The sequence below is a fragment of the Aquidulcibacter sp. genome (assembly GCF_044346625.1).
In the GTDB taxonomy this organism is placed as follows: domain Bacteria; phylum Pseudomonadota; class Alphaproteobacteria; order Caulobacterales; family Aquidulcibacteraceae; genus Aquidulcibacter.
Window position 1 is genome coordinate 14,077 of sequence record NZ_JBIIYV010000024.1, and the last position, 16,049, is coordinate 30,125.

The 16,049-nt window shown below is 56.4% G+C and carries 16 protein-coding genes; 5 read left to right on the forward strand and 11 right to left on the reverse strand.

Annotation, left to right across the window (positions count from 1 at the left end; translation table 11 throughout):
* Nucleotides 1-120: 120 nt before the first annotated feature.
* The 4 genes from ACIQ20_RS08000 to ACIQ20_RS08015 all read right to left on the reverse strand — a co-directional run bounded on the left by ACIQ20_RS08000 (nt 121) and on the right by ACIQ20_RS08015 (nt 2,578).
* Complete coding sequence (locus tag ACIQ20_RS08000) at nt 121-402, reverse strand: HPr family phosphocarrier protein (RefSeq protein WP_395779134.1); 282 nt, start codon at nt 400-402, stop codon at nt 121-123.
* Between the two features lies 1 nt (nt 403).
* On the reverse strand, nt 404-805 hold the full coding sequence (locus ACIQ20_RS08005; RefSeq protein WP_395779136.1) for a PTS sugar transporter subunit IIA: 402 nt from the start codon (nt 803-805) through the stop codon (nt 404-406).
* 180 nt (nt 806-985) lie between these two features.
* Nucleotides 986-1,306 carry a 2Fe-2S iron-sulfur cluster-binding protein gene (locus ACIQ20_RS08010; protein ID WP_290802982.1) on the reverse strand — a complete coding sequence of 107 codons (321 nt, stop codon included), beginning with the start codon at nt 1,304-1,306 and terminating at the stop codon, nt 986-988.
* 42 nt (nt 1,307-1,348) lie between these two features.
* Nucleotides 1,349-2,578, reverse strand: a complete 1,230-nt coding sequence (locus ACIQ20_RS08015; protein ID WP_395779138.1) for an NAD(P)/FAD-dependent oxidoreductase — start codon at nt 2,576-2,578, stop codon at nt 1,349-1,351.
* 187 nt (nt 2,579-2,765) lie between these two features.
* Between ACIQ20_RS08015 and ftsY the strand changes: the two genes are divergently transcribed.
* Nucleotides 2,766-4,136, forward strand: a complete 1,371-nt coding sequence (ftsY, locus tag ACIQ20_RS08020) for a signal recognition particle-docking protein FtsY (protein ID WP_395779140.1) — start codon at nt 2,766-2,768, stop codon at nt 4,134-4,136.
* A 1-nt stretch (nt 4,137) separates the two neighbouring features.
* Entirely contained in the window at nt 4,138-5,349 is a 1,212-nt protein-coding gene (gene metZ, locus ACIQ20_RS08025) for an O-succinylhomoserine sulfhydrylase (protein WP_395779142.1), read from the forward strand.
* 26 nt (nt 5,350-5,375) lie between these two features.
* On the opposite strand, the gene ACIQ20_RS08030 is transcribed toward metZ, so the two are convergent.
* The 5 genes from ACIQ20_RS08030 to ACIQ20_RS08050 form a co-directional block, all read right to left on the reverse strand.
* On the reverse strand, nt 5,376-5,855 hold the full coding sequence (locus ACIQ20_RS08030) for a hypothetical protein (RefSeq protein ID WP_395779144.1): 480 nt from the start codon (nt 5,853-5,855) through the stop codon (nt 5,376-5,378).
* The gene (locus ACIQ20_RS08035; protein WP_395779146.1) at nt 5,852-6,391 is read right to left on the reverse strand and encodes a response regulator; all 540 of its coding nucleotides are present in this window, start codon (nt 6,389-6,391) and stop codon (nt 5,852-5,854) included. The genes ACIQ20_RS08030 and ACIQ20_RS08035 overlap by 4 nt, the downstream gene beginning before the upstream one ends.
* A 146-nt stretch (nt 6,392-6,537) precedes the next feature.
* Nucleotides 6,538-7,203, reverse strand: coding sequence for a hypothetical protein (locus ACIQ20_RS08040; protein ID WP_395779148.1), 666 nt, complete (start codon nt 7,201-7,203; stop codon nt 6,538-6,540).
* Between the two features lie 135 nt (nt 7,204-7,338).
* Nucleotides 7,339-8,223: a class I SAM-dependent methyltransferase gene (locus tag ACIQ20_RS08045; protein ID WP_395779150.1), complete on the reverse strand. Its 885-nt coding sequence runs from the start codon at nt 8,221-8,223 to the stop codon at nt 7,339-7,341.
* Nucleotides 8,224-8,366: 143 nt separating this feature from the next.
* A complete protein-coding gene (locus ACIQ20_RS08050; protein ID WP_395779152.1) occupies nt 8,367-10,238 on the reverse strand; it encodes a hypothetical protein in 1,872 nt (623 codons plus the stop codon).
* 341 nt (nt 10,239-10,579) lie between these two features.
* Here ACIQ20_RS08050 and ACIQ20_RS08055 point away from each other — a divergent pair, with 341 nt between their 5' ends.
* Nucleotides 10,580-11,068 (forward strand): Hsp20 family protein, encoded by a 489-nt coding sequence (locus tag ACIQ20_RS08055; protein WP_395779154.1) that lies wholly within the window; start codon nt 10,580-10,582, stop codon nt 11,066-11,068.
* Between the two features lie 64 nt (nt 11,069-11,132).
* Here the strand turns inward: ACIQ20_RS08055 and ACIQ20_RS08060 are convergent, their stop codons facing one another.
* The gene (locus tag ACIQ20_RS08060) at nt 11,133-12,386 is read right to left on the reverse strand and encodes an exo-beta-N-acetylmuramidase NamZ domain-containing protein (protein WP_395779156.1); all 1,254 of its coding nucleotides are present in this window, start codon (nt 12,384-12,386) and stop codon (nt 11,133-11,135) included.
* Between the two features lie 164 nt (nt 12,387-12,550).
* Here ACIQ20_RS08060 and ACIQ20_RS08065 point away from each other — a divergent pair, with 164 nt between their 5' ends.
* Together ACIQ20_RS08065 and ACIQ20_RS08070 are read left to right on the forward strand one after the other, a co-directional pair.
* The gene (locus ACIQ20_RS08065; protein ID WP_395779158.1) at nt 12,551-13,924 is read left to right on the forward strand and encodes a serine hydrolase domain-containing protein; all 1,374 of its coding nucleotides are present in this window, start codon (nt 12,551-12,553) and stop codon (nt 13,922-13,924) included.
* Nucleotides 13,925-14,023: 99 nt separating this feature from the next.
* Nucleotides 14,024-15,361 (forward strand): APC family permease, encoded by a 1,338-nt coding sequence (locus ACIQ20_RS08070; protein ID WP_395779160.1) that lies wholly within the window; start codon nt 14,024-14,026, stop codon nt 15,359-15,361.
* Here ACIQ20_RS08070 and ACIQ20_RS08075 read toward each other — a convergent pair.
* Nucleotides 15,352-15,993 (reverse strand): exopolysaccharide biosynthesis protein, encoded by a 642-nt coding sequence (locus ACIQ20_RS08075; protein WP_395779162.1) that lies wholly within the window; start codon nt 15,991-15,993, stop codon nt 15,352-15,354. The genes ACIQ20_RS08070 and ACIQ20_RS08075 overlap by 10 nt on opposite strands.
* Nucleotides 15,994-16,049 lie beyond the last annotated feature (56 nt).

Genomic DNA, 16,049 nt, shown 5'->3' on the forward strand with positions numbered 1-16,049 from the left:
CAGTTCGTGCAGGACCGTGTGGATCAGAGCGCGCGTTTTGATTGCGCGGAAGAGCGGGGGCTATATCCGAGACAGGGGCAAAGAGCAAGGGCTGGGAGAATGAGTGACCCCCAAAGGGCCTTACTCGCCCTCACCAAACCGATTGGCGACCAACTCACATAGGGCGTCTAACGCAGCCTCAGCGCGGGGCCCCTCGGCAGAAACGGTGATTTCGGAACCAATGCCTGCTGCCAGCATCATCAGATCCATGATGCTTTCGCCATCGACCTCTTGATCTTCGCGCCCGACCATCACCCGGCTATCCGCATATTCGCCAGCCAGCAGCGCGAATTTCGACGAAGCGCGCGCATGCAATCCGCGTTTGTTAACGATTTTGATGGTACGCGACACGCGTTCAGTCATTTTAGCCACTCGCCAACAAGGATGACGCCACAGCGATATATTTCCTTGCGGCATCTTGTGCAGCAAAAACCGCTCGCGGCAAGCTTTCGCGCCCGCGAACTTCAGCTAATTTAATCAGCATAGGGAGGTTAGCCCCAGCAATCACCTCATACTCGCCGCGATTCATGATGGAGATGGCGAGGTTGGATGGCGTTCCGCCGAACATGTCGGTGAGGATGATCACGCCAGAACCATCATCGACTTTGCGACAGGCGTCGAGAATATCATCCCGCCTTGTCTGCATATCGTCCTCCGGGCCGATACAAATGGCCTGCATATTGGTCTGAGGTCCGACCACATGCTCTGCCGCAAGAATAAGCTCTCGCGCCAAAAAGCCGTGACTGACCACTACAACGCCGATCATACAGACCCTATCCTGCTTATCTGGCACAGCGCTGCAGGATCGCAGGTTTGAGCCGTCTTCGGAAACTACAAGCGTGAGGCGGGGTTTGGCGAGGCCATACCCCTACCGTTCAACATGTGTCTGCGCATATTTGGCATGCGCGATTTCATAGACTGCCGCGCTGTGCGAAGGCTGTCCACTTTAGTGTTGGGCAGCTGGCAACCGAACAACGATACCGTCCAAGTCTGGCGTCATGGAGATTTGGCACGACAGACGGGACAGCGGGGTCACACCTTCGGCGAAATCCAACATGCTTTCTTCCATGCTGCCTGGCTTGCCGGTCTTCTCGATCCAAGCAGCATCGACAAAGACATGGCAGGTCGCGCAAGCGCACGCGCCGCCGCAATCGGCATCGATACCTGGTACACGATTCTTGACCGCACCCTCCATGATGGTGGTGCCGACTGGCACTTCAATAACATGCTCGGTGCCGGAATGTTCGATATATGTGACTTTCGCCATGACGCTTTCTGTTCCCTTTGAGCTTCTGGTCAGAGTTGGCGCTTAAGCGCTGGCCCCGATCTCTTTCATCGATACAGACATATCAGCCAAATGCGCGGGCGCAAGCTGTCCATGCCGTGCAATCACCTGCTTGCCCACGATAAACTCAGGCGGCGCATTGATCGCATCGACCGCGAGTAGCCGATTATCGGCATCTAGGTGAAAAACGGCAAAGCGCTTCTGCGACGGATCGCCGCGCACGACAGATTGGGTTGCCCCGGTCGATAGGCCAGCAATCTGTAGCTTGATGTCATATTGATCGGACCAGAACCAAGGCGCTTCTTCGACCGGCCGGGGCTGGCCCAAGATCGCCGCAGCCGCCAATTTCGCCTGTTCCAAAGCATTATGAACGCTTTCAAGCCGACCTCGACGCTGACCGTAATGGACCAAAGGGCGGCTGGCACAATCACCAATCGCGAAAATGGCTGGATCGCTGGTGCGGGCGTCCAAGTCCGTTTCGATACCATCCTCGGCTTTCAGGCCAGCTTCACGGGCCAATTCAGCGTTCGGGATGATACCAATCCCCACCAAAACGAGGTCCGCAGCGATGGTACGCCCGTCTGCCAGCGCCACACCAGAAACGCGGTCTATGCCCTCAATGGCGGTAACTTTGACTTCCGTCAGAATGGTGACCCCGGCATCGTGATGTAATTTCTGAAAGAAGTCTGAAATGACGGGTGGAGCGACGCGGGCCAGCACCCGCGGCGCAGCCTCTAGAATGGTCACATGGAGTCCGGCTTTTCGAGCGACCGCAGCAACCTCAAGACCAATATAGCCCCCGCCGATCACAACAAGTTTTTTCCCAACTGTCAGCTCTTGGCCCAAGCCGTCCGCATCACGAATAGAGCGCAGGTAATGCACACCCGCGAGCTTTGCGCCTGGACACGGCAGTTCCCGCACACGTGAGCCCGTCGCAAGAATCAGCGCATCGTATGGAAAGACTTGACCATCACGCGTCGTAACCGATTTGGATTCCCGGTTCAGGCTGGTGACTTCGGCATCAAGATGAACTTCGACCTTGTCCTCCGCCCAAGCTTCAAGCGGCTTCAGGATCACTCGGTCCAACCCCATAGCGCCTGACAGATAAGCCTTGGACAATGGTGGGCGCTGGTACGGCGGCAAGTCTTCATTGCCCAATAAGACCAATTGGCCATCATAGCCCCCAGCCCTTAGGCTGGTTGCGGCCTGCGTCGCGGCTTGTCCTGCACCCACAATGACGATCCGACTTAGCATTCTTGAAAATCCATCTGTTCTGTGCCTGCAGCGGCAGCCCTATGCCCAGACAAAGCAGAGCCGACTAGGTCGTTGTCATAGAATGTCTGACGCGTGCTGTGAAGCCGATCAAAAGCACTACACGTCTTCCGTCTGGCTCGTGCCTCCGCTAAGTCTAAGCTCAGGCTGCAGCTAGGGTTTTCGATGCTTGGCCACAGAGGGATTGGGTGCGATGTTTGGCTGGGGTAAGAAGAAAAATCAGGCGCTTGAGGCCGACACGGCTCCAAAGCTTGAGCCTCAGGCCAGCAGTGCAGGCCTGCCGGCGGCCCGCTTTGTCGCAACGGCTCTGGACCCAGACAAACTAAAAGTCGAAATCGGCCCCATCGTTGAAGAGGCTTCTGCCTGTATTACTGGCGTGGTTTATGTCACCACCGTTTATGATGAGATGGCCGTACGCGTCACGCTAATGGCAGAGCCCAAAGCGGACCGGGAACTGGTTTTTATCACCGCACGCGCTGGTGGCCTGCCGCTGGCAGCAAAACTGGATGGCTTGGCGAGCCTCTCGATTGAAGAATTGGGCACGGATGGCACTGTCCGCCAGACTTTTGCCATTGCTGTCCCCGCCCCCGAACCAGAGCCTCTGCCGGCTGACGTCATCGACAAATTGGTGGACGGGCTGCAACGCTCCTCCTCCCGCTTGGCAGAGGGTGTGTCCGCGGTCTTTACCAAGGCCAAGCTGGATCAAGACACCTTAGACGAGTTGGAAGAGCTGTTGATAACAGCCGATCTGGGTGCCAGCGCCGCTGCACGCATTCGCACTGGCATCGCGAAAGATCGCTTTGGCAAAGACATTAGCCCAGAAGAAATCAAGCAAGCCTTGGCCGACGAAATTGCCAACATCTTGCGGCCTTTTGAAACCGATAGCTCGCCTTTCGATAAGCCAGCAGGAAGCACCGGACCGCGCGTGATTTTGTTTGTGGGCGTTAATGGCTCTGGGAAGACTACCACGATTGGCAAAATCGCCCATAATCTAAGCCAAGCAGGCCATAAGGTTATGTTGACGGCAGGCGACACATTTCGCGCTGCAGCGGTAGAGCAACTCAAAGTCTGGGGTGAACGGGCAAATGTACCTGTCGTCTCGCGCGAGACCGGTGCCGATGCCGCTGGCCTTGCTTTTGATGCTTTAACCCGCGCAAAGGCTGAGGGCATCGATGTCTTGTTGATCGATACAGCAGGTAGGCTTCAAAATAAGACGGAGCTGATGAACGAGCTTGCCAAAGTGGTGCGGGTGATCGGCAAAGTCGATCCTGATGCCCCGCATGAGACTTGGTTGGTGTTGGATGCCACCGTTGGTCAAAATGCGATTTCCCAGACCGAAGCTTTCCGGCATGCGGCGGGCATCACGGGCCTTGTCATGACCAAACTGGATGGAACCGCCAAAGGCGGTGTCTTGGTTGCTGTGACCGAGAAACATAAATTACCGATCCGATTTGTGGGCGTGGGCGAACAAGCCGATGACCTGCAACCTTTTTCTGCCGATGCGTTTGCCCATGCCCTCGTTGGGCTCAGGACTTTGTAAGATGACTGACGAAACCCACGATCCTTCCGCCGCAATTCCGCTAAGTCCCAATACTATATTGGTGCGGGGTGGCCTGACCCGCTCGCAGCATAAAGAGACTAGCGAAGCCATTTTCCTGACTTCGGGCTTCGTTTACGATTCAGCCAGCGAAGCCGAAGCCCGCTTTAAGGGCGAGGCACCCGGCTATCTCTATGGCCGTTATGCGAACCCAACAAACCGGATGCTGGAAGAACGCTTGGCGGCCATTGATGGTGCACAGACCTGCAGGTTGACTGCCAGCGGCATGGCAGCAGTCACTGCAGCCTTGTTAGCGCCTTTGCGCGCTGGAGATCATGTCGTTGCGGGCAAGGCGCTATTCTCGTCCTGCCGCTGGGTGATCGAGACCTTCATGCCGCGCTATGGTATAGAGTTCACGCTTGTCGATTCAACCGACGTCGAAGCGTGGCGGGCGGCCATTCGCCCCAATACGAAAACTTTCTTTCTCGAAAGTCCGAGCAATCCGACCTTGGACGTGAGCGATATTGCCGCTGTTGCCAGCTTGGCCAAAGGCTGTGGTGCGAGACTGATTGTTGACAACATCTTTGCTTCGCCAATCTTGCAGCGCCCGTTTGAACTGGGTGCTGATGTGGTGGTCTATTCCACAACCAAGCACATGGACGGGTCGGGGCGGACTTTAGGTGGAGCAATCCTTGGCTCAACCGCCTTTATGGAAGAGCATATAGACCCCTATTTGCGCCATACAGGCCCTGCAATGTCGCCCTTTGTGGCGTGGAATGTTCTTAAAGGCCTCGAGACATTGTCTATGCGGGTTGAGCGCGCTAGCGCCAATGCGGCACGTTTGGCCGATGTGATTGCCGCCCATCCTGCGATCACTTATGTCCGTTATCCCCACCGAACCGACCATCCCCAATATGAGTTAGCAAGCCAGCAAATGAAATCTGGCGGCACCTTGCTGGCTTTTGAACTCAAAGGCGGCAAGCTGGCAGCCTTTGCGTTTCTTGATGCGCTGCAGATTGTGGACATCTCCAACAATTTGGGCGATTCCAAAAGCCTTGCGACACATCCGGCGACGACGACCCATTATTCGTTCGCACCGGAGGTTCAAGCAGAATTGGGCGTGACCAGCGGGCTGATCCGCCTGTCAGTCGGCATCGAAGACTGCGAGGACTTGGTAAAGGATGTGGAGGCGGCTCTAAACGCTGCTTTGAGCTAAGGCCTGTCAACTAGCCCGGCTACGGCTTAGTCACGACCTTCGCGGTGACGTTGGGCTAGGACGGCACGCGCGCCATCCTGCACCATCACTTTGATCATCGGATCGGTATCTGCTTCCTCGCGCAATGCCTGCATGGCAACAACAACGATGGTTTGCATCACGCCTTGATCTGGCAAAAAGTCGGAAGCTGTATCATTGAGGTAATGGCAGATTAAATTGGCCGCTTGGCCCAAGCAAATCTTGCGTACCGTGCCCGCAAGACCGCGGATTTCATGGGCATTATTCCACATGATGTCACGCCCACCAGGCACTTTAGCTTGCAAAGCGTCTTGCAACTCTTGCAATAGGCGAAGCACCTCGTCATCGATGGGTGGAATAATCTCTTCCAAAGCCGCATTGGCTTTCCGGTAGGCCTCAGGGGTTAGCATGCGCGAGGCTGGTCCACCCATTTTCCGTTGCAGGCGGAAACTTGGCGCGATTAGCTCGACAGGGGTTTCCGCGTTCATGCTGTGTCTTCTTTCGATTCGTTAGATTGGTCGGCCTTCGCCTTAGCGTCTGACTTGCGGCGCAAAGCTCCACCGTAGTCTTTGCCACCACCACCACCACGGCGGCGACAAGGCCCGGTGTAAGTCGACGTTTTCACGAAGGACCTTGGCCGGTCGATGACTGCGACAATGCGGTCGAGGAGGGTTTTCGCCGAGATCGGTTTTGCCACCAATTCGTTCACACCCGAATCCCGGGCAGCGGTAACTTTCGTACGCTCTGTATGGCCCGTCATCATAATGATAGGCACAAATGGGAATGGGCTGTCTTGCGCCGTCCGGATCATCTGGGTGAATTCCAGTCCGTCGATTGGGAACATGTTTAAGTCGACAATCACAAGGTCGGGCACGCCTGCGCGCATCACTTCCATCGCGTCAGCGCCGTCGCTGGCTTCTTTAACAATGCCGATGCCAACCCCGCGCAAAATCGCCACGACAATCGACCGCATATGGGGATTGTCATCAACGACTAGCACGTGAAGAGAGTTTAGGCCTGCCATTTAATCGGGTTCCGAACATCCACCGATGGTAAAAACTCGTCCAGCTTTGTCGCAAGATAGTTAAATGGATATTACCAGTATCTGCGAAATGGAGCCTTTTTTGCTAAATTCTGCTGTTGATTGCGCCGATTACCTCAATCGACCTGTCAGCGCGCAAACTGCGCTTGGCTTGGGACTGTCGGAAACTCAAGACTAACTGCGCCGCGCATCGCCGATTGACTGGGTCGGAAGACTGGGATCCCGCCTTCAACAGGTAATGAAACCTTCCGACCGTCTGCAAATACGACCTGCCCTGAAGCGACACCTTTAAACGCAATGCCAGTTAGTTTTGGGATTGCGAGAGCCAACGGACCGGCCCGGCCAATTGCTTTGGTATAGTCTGTAACAGAATTGGATACTGCATTTGCGGGAATGGTTCGCCCCAACGGCACGACCGGCTCCAAGTTAAGCATAATGCGACCGGGTGGTGCCGAAGCAGGCACTTCCACCTTGCCCTGCCGAAGCATGTTCAAGTCTGGCATCGTTAGGATTTTGCCCTTCGAATCCAATTGAATAGGCGTTCGAACCGACCCTAAAGCATATACCATCCGCGGTCGGACATTTGTCTCGGAGGACTTGATCAGATACTCCAGATAAAACCCGTCACGATCCTGAGGTGGCAAACCAAGATAGAGATCATAATAGGGGAATAGCTTTTTGACCGGAATTTGACGAGCCCCGTTACTTGATGCCGTTTCTGCCTGGGCGGTCAAAACCAGGCTGAGTGCGGCAAGCGAGAAGCCGATTAGGGAAGCGTTGGTTGGTAATGTCATCCAAGCAGCCTGCGCATGGCCAAGCTGTCTGTCACCTTAAATTTCGGTAAGCCATCAAATGAAGGCAGTGAGAACCTGTCTGCGAGCAATGAGCCCCCACTTGCACAATGGAGGCCCATAGCCGGAACATCAGTCTTACTTGGCCGGCTTGCGGAACAGAAGCGTCATCCGGTCGCTTTCGCCAATCGCCTTGTATTTCGCATTGTCGAAACTAGGATTGGCTGGTTGGCCACTTGGAGCCGTCTGCAAGGTGGGCGGCAGGGTCCACACGCCGAACGGGTGGTCCTTCGTGTCCTTTGGGTTGGCATTGAGTTCTGATGCGGCGACAAATTCAAAGCCAGCCTGACGCATTTGTGCAATCACCCAATCCTGACGAATATAGCCAGAAGCTGCATTCTGCGGCCGGCGAGGGTCACCGCGATGCTGTTCAATCGCCACCAGACCGCCGGGCTTCAACGCGCTAAACATCGATTTCAAGGCATAATCCTTGATATTCTGCAGCACGAAACCATGAAAGTTCCGTGAGCTGATGATCAAATCGACGCTATCTGGGGCTGCAAGCAATTTATCCGAATTTGCGGCAAACACGCCGACTTCAAGCGTACCATAGAGAGCCGGATTATCTTGATAGCGCTTCAAATAGCGGTCACGTCCTGCCTTTTGTGCATCGCTCATCTTGTCTGGATCGCCAGAGGTGACGATCAGCTTGCCACCGCCTGCAGCCAAATAAGGCGCCAAGAGATCAGTCCAATAGCCAGCGCCTGGCCGGATCTCAGCCACGGTCATGTTTGGCTTCAGGCCCCAGAAAGCAAAGGATTCGACTGGGTGACGCACGCCGTCACGTGCGCGGTCTTCCGGGGTCCGCCACGAACCATCGACAACGGCTTGCGCGGTCAAACCTGCTGCTGGGGCAGCGGCTTTTGGTTTGGCGCCAGCAGGTCCTGCCACGCCGGGGGTAGCGCACAAGGCACCGAGGACGATCGCGCCGACCGCGAGCAAGGAATTTCGGGCACTACGCATAATCTATCTCCTTCAACCGACGAGAAACACAGGGACCTGTGCTTCACTATGAGTCGGGCTTGTCGTGAGACTGCCATGTCGCCTAAGCGGCAGGAAAAGTCGAGGGTGCAAGACGCGATTCACAGATTTGTGAGGCCTGGCAGCTAATCTTTTTTCTTTTTTTGAGGCGGCACCACCCAATCAGGTTTGTTAGGATTGGCCTTTGCGGGCGGCGGGGATTTTTTGGTAGGGCTAGCTTTAGGCGCAGCCTTATCGCGATTGCTGGGGGTGGCCGTGCTTGTGGCTTTCTTCTTGGGTTCCACCTTAGCTCGTGGGCGGCTTCTGTTTTGGGTCGAGGTGCGGCTCGTGGTTTCAGTATCCGCTGCCTTGGCCTTTGATTTTGCCTTGCTGGCAGGTGCTTTTGCTGCAGTCGGTTCAGTGGTCGGCCCGCGTGAGGAGCGGCGCGTGTTTTTGGCGGGCTCTGCCTTAGTTTTCGCCTCCTCTACCGGAGCGGTGGCCCCGCCAGAACGCGTGCGCGACTTTGTTGATGCGGTGACAGGAGCGGTCGGTGCAGTGGCCTTTGGCGCAGTTGGTGTTGTGTTACGCTGACGTGTCCGCAAAGCCGTTGGCGTCGGCGGGCTGGCAGGCTCAGTGGTTGCCTTCGGCGGAGCATCAGACGTGGGCGGTTGTAGTGGAGCTACATCGGCTGGCTTGGCCCCTGCAGCATCGGACGGCGCTGCGGCAGGCGCAGACGCGGGCGTTGGTGCTGGTGTAGGGCCCTTCTTCGTCGTCGGAGCGCGCCGGCCATTAGTCGGCGGTGGTGGGGCAGGCGGTGGTGGAGCTTTGGCTTGGGGCTCCTCAGGCGCGGAACGTACTGCAGTTGTAGGGACGACAGCAACGCCCGCCTTGGGATCAACCTCGAGAGCGGGAACCTGGCCATCCGGCTTAAAGTCGACACCTGCCACCACGGGCAGTGGTGGTGGCGTGGTTGTCGCCCCACGACGACCTCGCCGGGGCGGCGGCGGCGGACCTGGAATGATGGTCACTGGAATTTGGTCCGCAGTAGGTCGCGATGAAGCCAGACCAATTCCGGTTGCATCCAACGGCTTTCGGAAGCGCAAGGTCATACGGTCGCTTTCGCCAATCTCATCATAGCGCTGGCGGTCAAACCCGGGGTCATCGATCTGACCGATTGGCGAGGTCCGCGAAACCGGCGGCAATGTCCAAACCCCAAAAGGATGATCCTTAGTGTCGGCAGGATTGGCATTAATCTCTGCTCCACCGATAAACTCAAATCCAGCTTCGCGAGCCAGTTGGATCACATAATCCTCGCGCACATAGCCATCGCGCGCCAAGGGGTCTTGTGGCTCGTCTGTGCGGCCACGATGTTCTTCAATCCCCAGAATGCCACCTGGCTTCAAAATAGTATAAAAGTCTGCGAAGGCCTTCTCTGTCCAGCCCTGAGCCATCCAATTGTGGATGTTGCGGAAGGTCAACACCTTGTCGACGCTATTTGGTGCAGCCATCAACATCGACCGCGGGCCAAAAGGCACAACAGTGACGTTACCAAAGACCGCCGTATCTGCAGCGAAGCGGGCGCGATAGGCGTCAACCATTTGCCGAACGACTTGAGAGTTGGAAGCGGCGGCATCAAAGTGACCGACGATCAGCTTACCTTCACCCTGCTTCAAATAAGGACCAAGTATCGACGTATACCAGCCCTGCCCGGGCCAGATTTCGACCACGGTATCGCTTGTGCGCACGCCAAAGAATTGCAGGGTCGCTTCTGGATTGCGCCAGCGGTCACGCTGGGTATCAATGCGTTGATCATTCTTGACGGCTCGGCGCAAGGCTTCGCGCGCTCGGTCGTCCAAGGGCGGAACCGGATTGGCGGGCGGCAAAAAGACTGAAGTTGGCCCAGTTGTGGGCTGGCTTTCAGAAGCTTGCGGATCAGGAACTTGCGCACTGGCAGACACAATGCCGCTTAAGGCCAAGATGCTGGCAGTTCCGGCGAGTGCCCAAGCGCGAAATGTCATGCGCCTCTTTCTCCCTTAGACTACCGGCAACAAGCTTTGAAGTGAGCCAAAGCGAAACTCAAGGGGCTTAGACTATCCCAGTTTAGGCTTAGGGCTCAAGCCTCAAGGACATGAAACTCCTGTCAGAATTTGGACAGCTGCCCCTTGCACAGTCAAAAACCCACTCCCAACTAGTCTGTGCGGCGCCGACAAACGGGCCGCATGGATCGCCACCGGGCTTGTAAGCGCGGCACTCCACTTGGCTCATGGGAGCAAACGGAGAGCTGCGTGAGACGGTGAAAATCCGCTGGGCGCGCGGCCCATGTTCCGCGTGTTTTACCTGTCGCTTCTAGGAGGACAAAATGCGTACTATCGACTTAACCCCCCTCTATCGCACCATCGTTGGCTTTGACCGGATGGCCCATTTGATTGAAACCGGTGCCCGCTTGGATACGGCAACCGGCTGGCCCCCCTACAATATCGAGCAGACAGGCGAAGACGCCTATCGTATTGAATTGGCGGTTGCGGGCTTTGGTCCCGATGATCTGTCAATTGAGCTGAAGGAGGGACTGCTGACCGTCACCGGCAAAAAAGCCTCGAGCGAAGAAGGTCGCAATTTCCTGCATCGCGGCATCGCTGAGCGTGGCTTTGAACGCCGGTATCAGTTGGCAGACCATGTCCGCGTCACCGGTGCAAACCTTGAGCACGGCATGTTGAGCCTGACTTTGGTGCGCGAAGTACCAGAGGCTTTGAAGCCCCGCAAGATTGCCATCAATGTCGGCGCTGCCAGCTCGAGTGCTAATGACGCACCGCTCATAGAAGGCGAAGCCAAGGCCGGCAAAGCCGCCTAAACTATCCCCCTCTGCCTGATGGGTCCGCTTGGGGCCCATCGGGCTTTCAGTTCGGCAGATCGCTTCAGCGATAGAGAAGATGCGGCGTGCGATTTGCCTTGAATTGCCTCAACGGCTCCTGCCAGTCTGCCACCAAATCTTGCCAAGGCGTCCCCGTTTCCAGTGCCGCCCAAAGAGCCTCACTGCCATAGACTTTATTGAACAGGCTCCGCGCGGAAGCTGTACTGCCCGACAAGGGTGCTTTGGCCGAACGGGCCACGACTTCGGCGCACAAGGCCATCGCAACAGCCATCAGGTCCGTCTGCCCCCATGGATCAATAATCAACTCCACACCGCCAAAGCCTGGCTTCACTTGGCTCTCGTAGGGTTTGAACCGGATATCTTCAAAGCCTAGTTGGCTTAGACTGCGCGCTAATGCACGGCCATCGATGCCCGGCCCTGCCGCATAGTGGAACGGCTTAGCTGTACCGATCCCAATATCCACTTGCTTAAGCTCGCCCAAAATGCCGGTAGTGGCGCAGTAAAAAGGCGATTCCCACGTTGGGATATTGGGGCTGGTCGCCACCCAGTTGAGACCCGTCTCGGCCCAACTCATTCTCCGTTCCCAGCCCTCCATTTGCACAACCGTCAGCTTTGGAGCCTTACCGACCCAGCCTTTGGCGACAGCCATCCTAGCCAACTCACCAATGGTCAGACCATGCAGATAAGGCACGGGCACCTGACTGACAAAGGATTCAAAGCCGGGCGTTAATGGCGGCCCTTGCATGCGCAGGCCACCGAGGGGGTTTGGCCGGTCGAGCACGATAAAGGCCTTTCCGGCTTCGCCACAGGCCTCCATCGCAAGAATCATGGTAGAGATATAGGTGTAGCTGCGCACCCCAATGTCCTGAATATCAAACACCAGCACATCCACGTCTTTCAACATGGCTGGCGTAGGTTTCCGGTGCTCGCCATAGAGCGAATAGGCGGGCAGGCCCGTGATTGGGTCTTGTGCGTTTGCCACGTGATCGCCAGCCTTCGCGCGCGTGTCCAACCCATGCTCTGGCCCGAACAACGCCGTCAGCCGAGCACCCAGCCCTCGGTGCAAGACCACACGTGACATGATGCCGCTTTGATCAACGCTGGTCTGATTGGTGATGAAGCCAACGCGCTGGCCGTCCAAGGCTGCAAAGCCGGACTCTACCAATTGATCAATCCCTAATCTTACACGCGGCCGACGGGGATAATGCTGTCGCAGCGGCCCGCTACCAGTGCACCCAGGCAGCAGCAGACTCGCGACACCTGCGGCAGCGGATTGAAGAATGATGCGACGATTCATACCCAAAATTCCCTATAGAACTGACCGGCTGATACTAGCCTATAGGCCGTCTGATGAATGTGCCGTCAATTGCTCACCTTGCCCTTGACCAGAGCGCATAATTAAACTGATGATTGCCCTATCAAAACAAGATCGCAAAACAACACTTTGGGAGCCGCGCCTACATGTTTAAGCTAAAACCGATTTTTGCCGCCTTGGCGATCAGCACCAGTCTACTGGCAATCAGTGGGTGCGCGACAAGCCAGTCGCCGAGTGCCAGCGTCGCGAGCCTACCGCCCTCGGTCTTGCCAGACCGCATCGCCGCCATGCGGACCGTTTTGCAAGATGGTGTCGACAAAAAAGTGACAGGTGGGTTTTCAGCGGCCTTGGTGGATTCCTACGGCCGCATCGAAACGACCTATGTCGGCCTAGCCGACGTCGAAACGGGGAAACCCGTGACACCAGACACGGTGTTTCGTATTTATTCAATGACCAAACCGATCACCGCAGTTGCCATTATGATGTTGGTCGAAGAAGGCAAAATTGATCTGGACGCCCCAGTCGCAACCTATATTCCCTCCTTTGCTAAGACCGTTGTTTATGTAAGCGGCGACACGCTGGAGACCTTGAAGACCGAGCCCGCAGTCCGCCCCCTCACGGTGCGCGATCTGATGCGGCAATCGGCGGGCATCCCTTGGTGGGGCCCAACCAAGCCAGTTGAGCGCTTATATGCTATGAATGGGATTGAACGCGCTCCCGGCGAGGTTGTCCCGGGTTTCAAAGGCCCGCGCGTCGCAAACTTGCAAGATTTGGCTGACCGGGTGGCTGCCACCCCTTTTACCAACCAACCCGGTGAAACTTGGACTTATGGCATTGCCATCGACGTCCTAGGCCGTGTGGTCGAAGTCGCTTCAGGCCAAAGCCTTGGCACCTTCTTCAACGAGCGCATCTTCACACCACTAGGAATGAAGCATACGGCCTTTCAGGTTCAGCCAAGCGATCAAGATAATCTAGCGAACGTCTATTTCGCGGTTTCAAAGGTTAAGCCTGCCACGGGCGGCATTGATAGCTACGTCAAGAGCCTTAAAGATGTACCCATGCATGAGGCCCTGCGCCCTGCCGACCCACCAGCCAAAAGCCCATTCCAGGCCCCTGCCCGAATTGAGTTTGGCGGCGCGGGTCTGGTTGGTACTTTGAACGACTATGTGCGCTTTGCCCGCATGATTGCTGGCCAAGGCGAATTAGACGGGGTGCGCATTCTCAAGGCCTCCTCGATTGCGGAGATGGGCAAGGACCAGCTGGGTCCAAAGGCCAACGCAAACCTTATAAAGCAGGGCTATAGCTATGGCTTGGGCTTTGGAACCGTGCTCGACTCCAATCTTTACCCGACTGGGGCACCCGTCGGCACGATGTTCTGGGGCGGCGCAGCGGGCACCCAATTCTGGGCCAATCCACAAACCAAAGAGGCCGGCGTATTGATGACGCAAGTCCTTGGCGATTATCTTCGCACCTATCAGGTCAATGCTGCCCGGGCAGCCAATGGTTTGCCTGTGCAATAAAAGCGCTACTTCCGCTGTCTTGGGTGTAGGGCAGCGGAACCTGCGGCGCAAGCCGCCAACCTGATTGACCCACGCCTGTCAGGGCGACACACTCGCGCTATGCACGATCCCCATGCCGCCGCCCCGACCCGCCATCTATCTGTCCCCTATGTGATCTTCATCGCCGTCGGCATGGTAGTGGGTGCGGGCATTTTTAAGTCTCCGGCTCTGGTTGCTGAAAATGCGGGCAGTGTGTGGGCCGTCTATGGTGTTTGGATCTTGGGTGGCCTGATCTCCTTGATGGGAGCCCTATGCTATGGCGAGCTATCAACTGCCTATCCCAGCCCCGGCGGCGATTATCATTTCCTGACCAAAGCCTATGGCCCAAGTTTTGGTTTCTCATTTGCTTGGGCGCGCTTTTCCATCATCAATACGGGCTCCATTGCTCTTTTGGGCTTTGTCATTGGTGATTATCTCAACCTGGTTTGGAGTTTAGGCCCGCACGGGCCCGCCTTGTTCGCCTTGGTAAGTGTCGTGGTGATGACCCTCTTTAATCTGCGAGGCACCAATGGCGGCAAGGGGGCCGACTACGCGATCACCAGCCTTGAAGTCATCGGCCTCTTAGCCTTAGCAGCGGCTGCGGCTTGGCTTGTCATCCAAGCGATACCGCCTTCTACGACGGGCACCGGGCACAGCCCGGATGCCGCTGGCATTGGCTACGCCCTTGTCTTTGTGCTGTTGGCTTTCGGGGGGTGGAGTGAAATGTCGACCCTATCGGCGGAAATCAAAAATCCAAAGAACGGCCCCGAACAGGGAATGGTACAGGCTCTTCTAGGGTCGGTCGTGATCATTACCCTTTTGTACCTCATAGCGAATTGGGCACTATTGCGGGGGCTGGGCATTGAAGGCTTAGCGCAGTCCAAGGCCCCGGCCGCGGACCTCATGGCCCGCGCCTTTGGACCTCAAGCCGGGATCGTTCTAGCCATCGCAGTAGCGGCAGCCGCCATCACCTCCATTAACGGAACAATTATTGTTGGCGCGCGCACCACCTTTGCAGCCGCACGCGAACGCACCGGCCTGAACTGGATCGCGTCCTGGGATGGTAAGCGCGGGATTCCCGCCAACGCCATCATCGCCCAAGGTAGTGTCTCAATTGGATTGGTAGTTCTTGGGGCCACCTACCAAGGTTTTGCTACCTTGGTAGATTACACCGCCCCTGTTTATTGGGCCTTCCTAACAGCAAGTGGCTTGGCCGTCATCGTTTTGCGACGGAAAATGCCCGATCAGCCACGACCATTCAAAGTTCCGCTCTATCCCATCCTACCATTGGCTTTTGCCATCAGCAGCGCACTCATGCTGTGGTCTTCATTGAACTATGTGAAGGTTGGCGCGTTGTTTGGATTGGCAGTCGTCGGCGTCGGGATCATTCTGGCGGCGATCACCAAGCCTCAAAAATGAACTGCCTGAATGGTGTTGGACACCACCCCAATCAACCAGTCCAGACCCGCCAATGCCATGCCAATGCCGAGAGGTGCGACCGCCAGGCTCACCAAGAAGAAACCAAACGAGATCAGCGCCATCAAGCCATCGCGCTGCAACAGGGCAATCGCCAAGGCCGCAATGCTCATACCCGGAGGCCAATTGCCCAAGGGAATTGGCAAGGTGAGAATCCCGGCTAGGATCAGGGTCTGGATTCCAAACCAAATCGTGACAGGTTTCTGAGTCAGAAACTGAAAGCGCGGCTGAACCAACTTCTCGATTTTCAATAAGGTCGGCAACGAGACGTCAATACATTTGCGGAACGTAGCAGGCTCAATCTTCAGATCACCAATACGCTTGGGGATCCAAGGCGTGCCTGCGCCAAAAATCATCTGCAGCGCTGGGGCAACCAGTAAAATTCCGAAAATCGTCGAAACACCAGGCACATTTGGAATGCAATTAGGCAAGGCGAGGATCAACAGAAGTAGACCAAAGGCCCGCCCGTCGAGACGTGTCAAAACATCGCGCACGGCGATTTGCTCTTCACCTGGAAAGGCATCGTGCAACTCTTTGAGCAGGTCTGATGTCTTAGGCGGCAGGGCAGCTCGCACGTTATTCAATCCAATCGGCAGCCCTTGTGGCGCTCGCCCCGGTATGTCGGGCGCAA

Excerpts from the sequence above, each read along its gene's own strand:
- ACIQ20_RS08045 (WP_395779150.1), bottom strand. The coding sequence starts at position 8,223 with ATGCGTAGTGCCCGAAATTCCTTGCTCGCGGTCGGCGCGATCGTCCTC.
- ACIQ20_RS08040 (WP_395779148.1), bottom strand. The coding sequence starts at position 7,203 with ATGACATTACCAACCAACGCTTCCCTAATCGGCTTCTCGCTTGCCGCA.
- ACIQ20_RS08035 (WP_395779146.1), bottom strand. The coding sequence starts at position 6,391 with ATGGCAGGCCTAAACTCTCTTCACGTGCTAGTCGTTGATGACAATCCC.
- ACIQ20_RS08050 (WP_395779152.1), bottom strand. The coding sequence starts at position 10,238 with ATGACATTTCGCGCTTGGGCACTCGCCGGAACTGCCAGCATCTTGGCC.
- metZ (WP_395779142.1), top strand. The coding sequence starts at position 4,138 with ATGACTGACGAAACCCACGATCCTTCCGCCGCAATTCCGCTAAGTCCC.
- ACIQ20_RS08070 (WP_395779160.1), top strand. The coding sequence starts at position 14,024 with ATGCACGATCCCCATGCCGCCGCCCCGACCCGCCATCTATCTGTCCCC.
- ACIQ20_RS08005 (WP_395779136.1), bottom strand. The coding sequence starts at position 805 with ATGATCGGCGTTGTAGTGGTCAGTCACGGCTTTTTGGCGCGAGAGCTT.
- ACIQ20_RS08000 (WP_395779134.1), bottom strand. The coding sequence starts at position 402 with ATGACTGAACGCGTGTCGCGTACCATCAAAATCGTTAACAAACGCGGA.
- ACIQ20_RS08015 (WP_395779138.1), bottom strand. The coding sequence starts at position 2,578 with ATGCTAAGTCGGATCGTCATTGTGGGTGCAGGACAAGCCGCGACGCAG.
- ACIQ20_RS08060 (WP_395779156.1), bottom strand. The coding sequence starts at position 12,386 with ATGAATCGTCGCATCATTCTTCAATCCGCTGCCGCAGGTGTCGCGAGT.
- ACIQ20_RS08055 (WP_395779154.1), top strand. The coding sequence starts at position 10,580 with ATGCGTACTATCGACTTAACCCCCCTCTATCGCACCATCGTTGGCTTT.
- ACIQ20_RS08065 (WP_395779158.1), top strand. The coding sequence starts at position 12,551 with ATGTTTAAGCTAAAACCGATTTTTGCCGCCTTGGCGATCAGCACCAGT.
- ACIQ20_RS08010 (WP_290802982.1), bottom strand. The coding sequence starts at position 1,306 with ATGGCGAAAGTCACATATATCGAACATTCCGGCACCGAGCATGTTATT.
- ACIQ20_RS08030 (WP_395779144.1), bottom strand. The coding sequence starts at position 5,855 with ATGAACGCGGAAACCCCTGTCGAGCTAATCGCGCCAAGTTTCCGCCTG.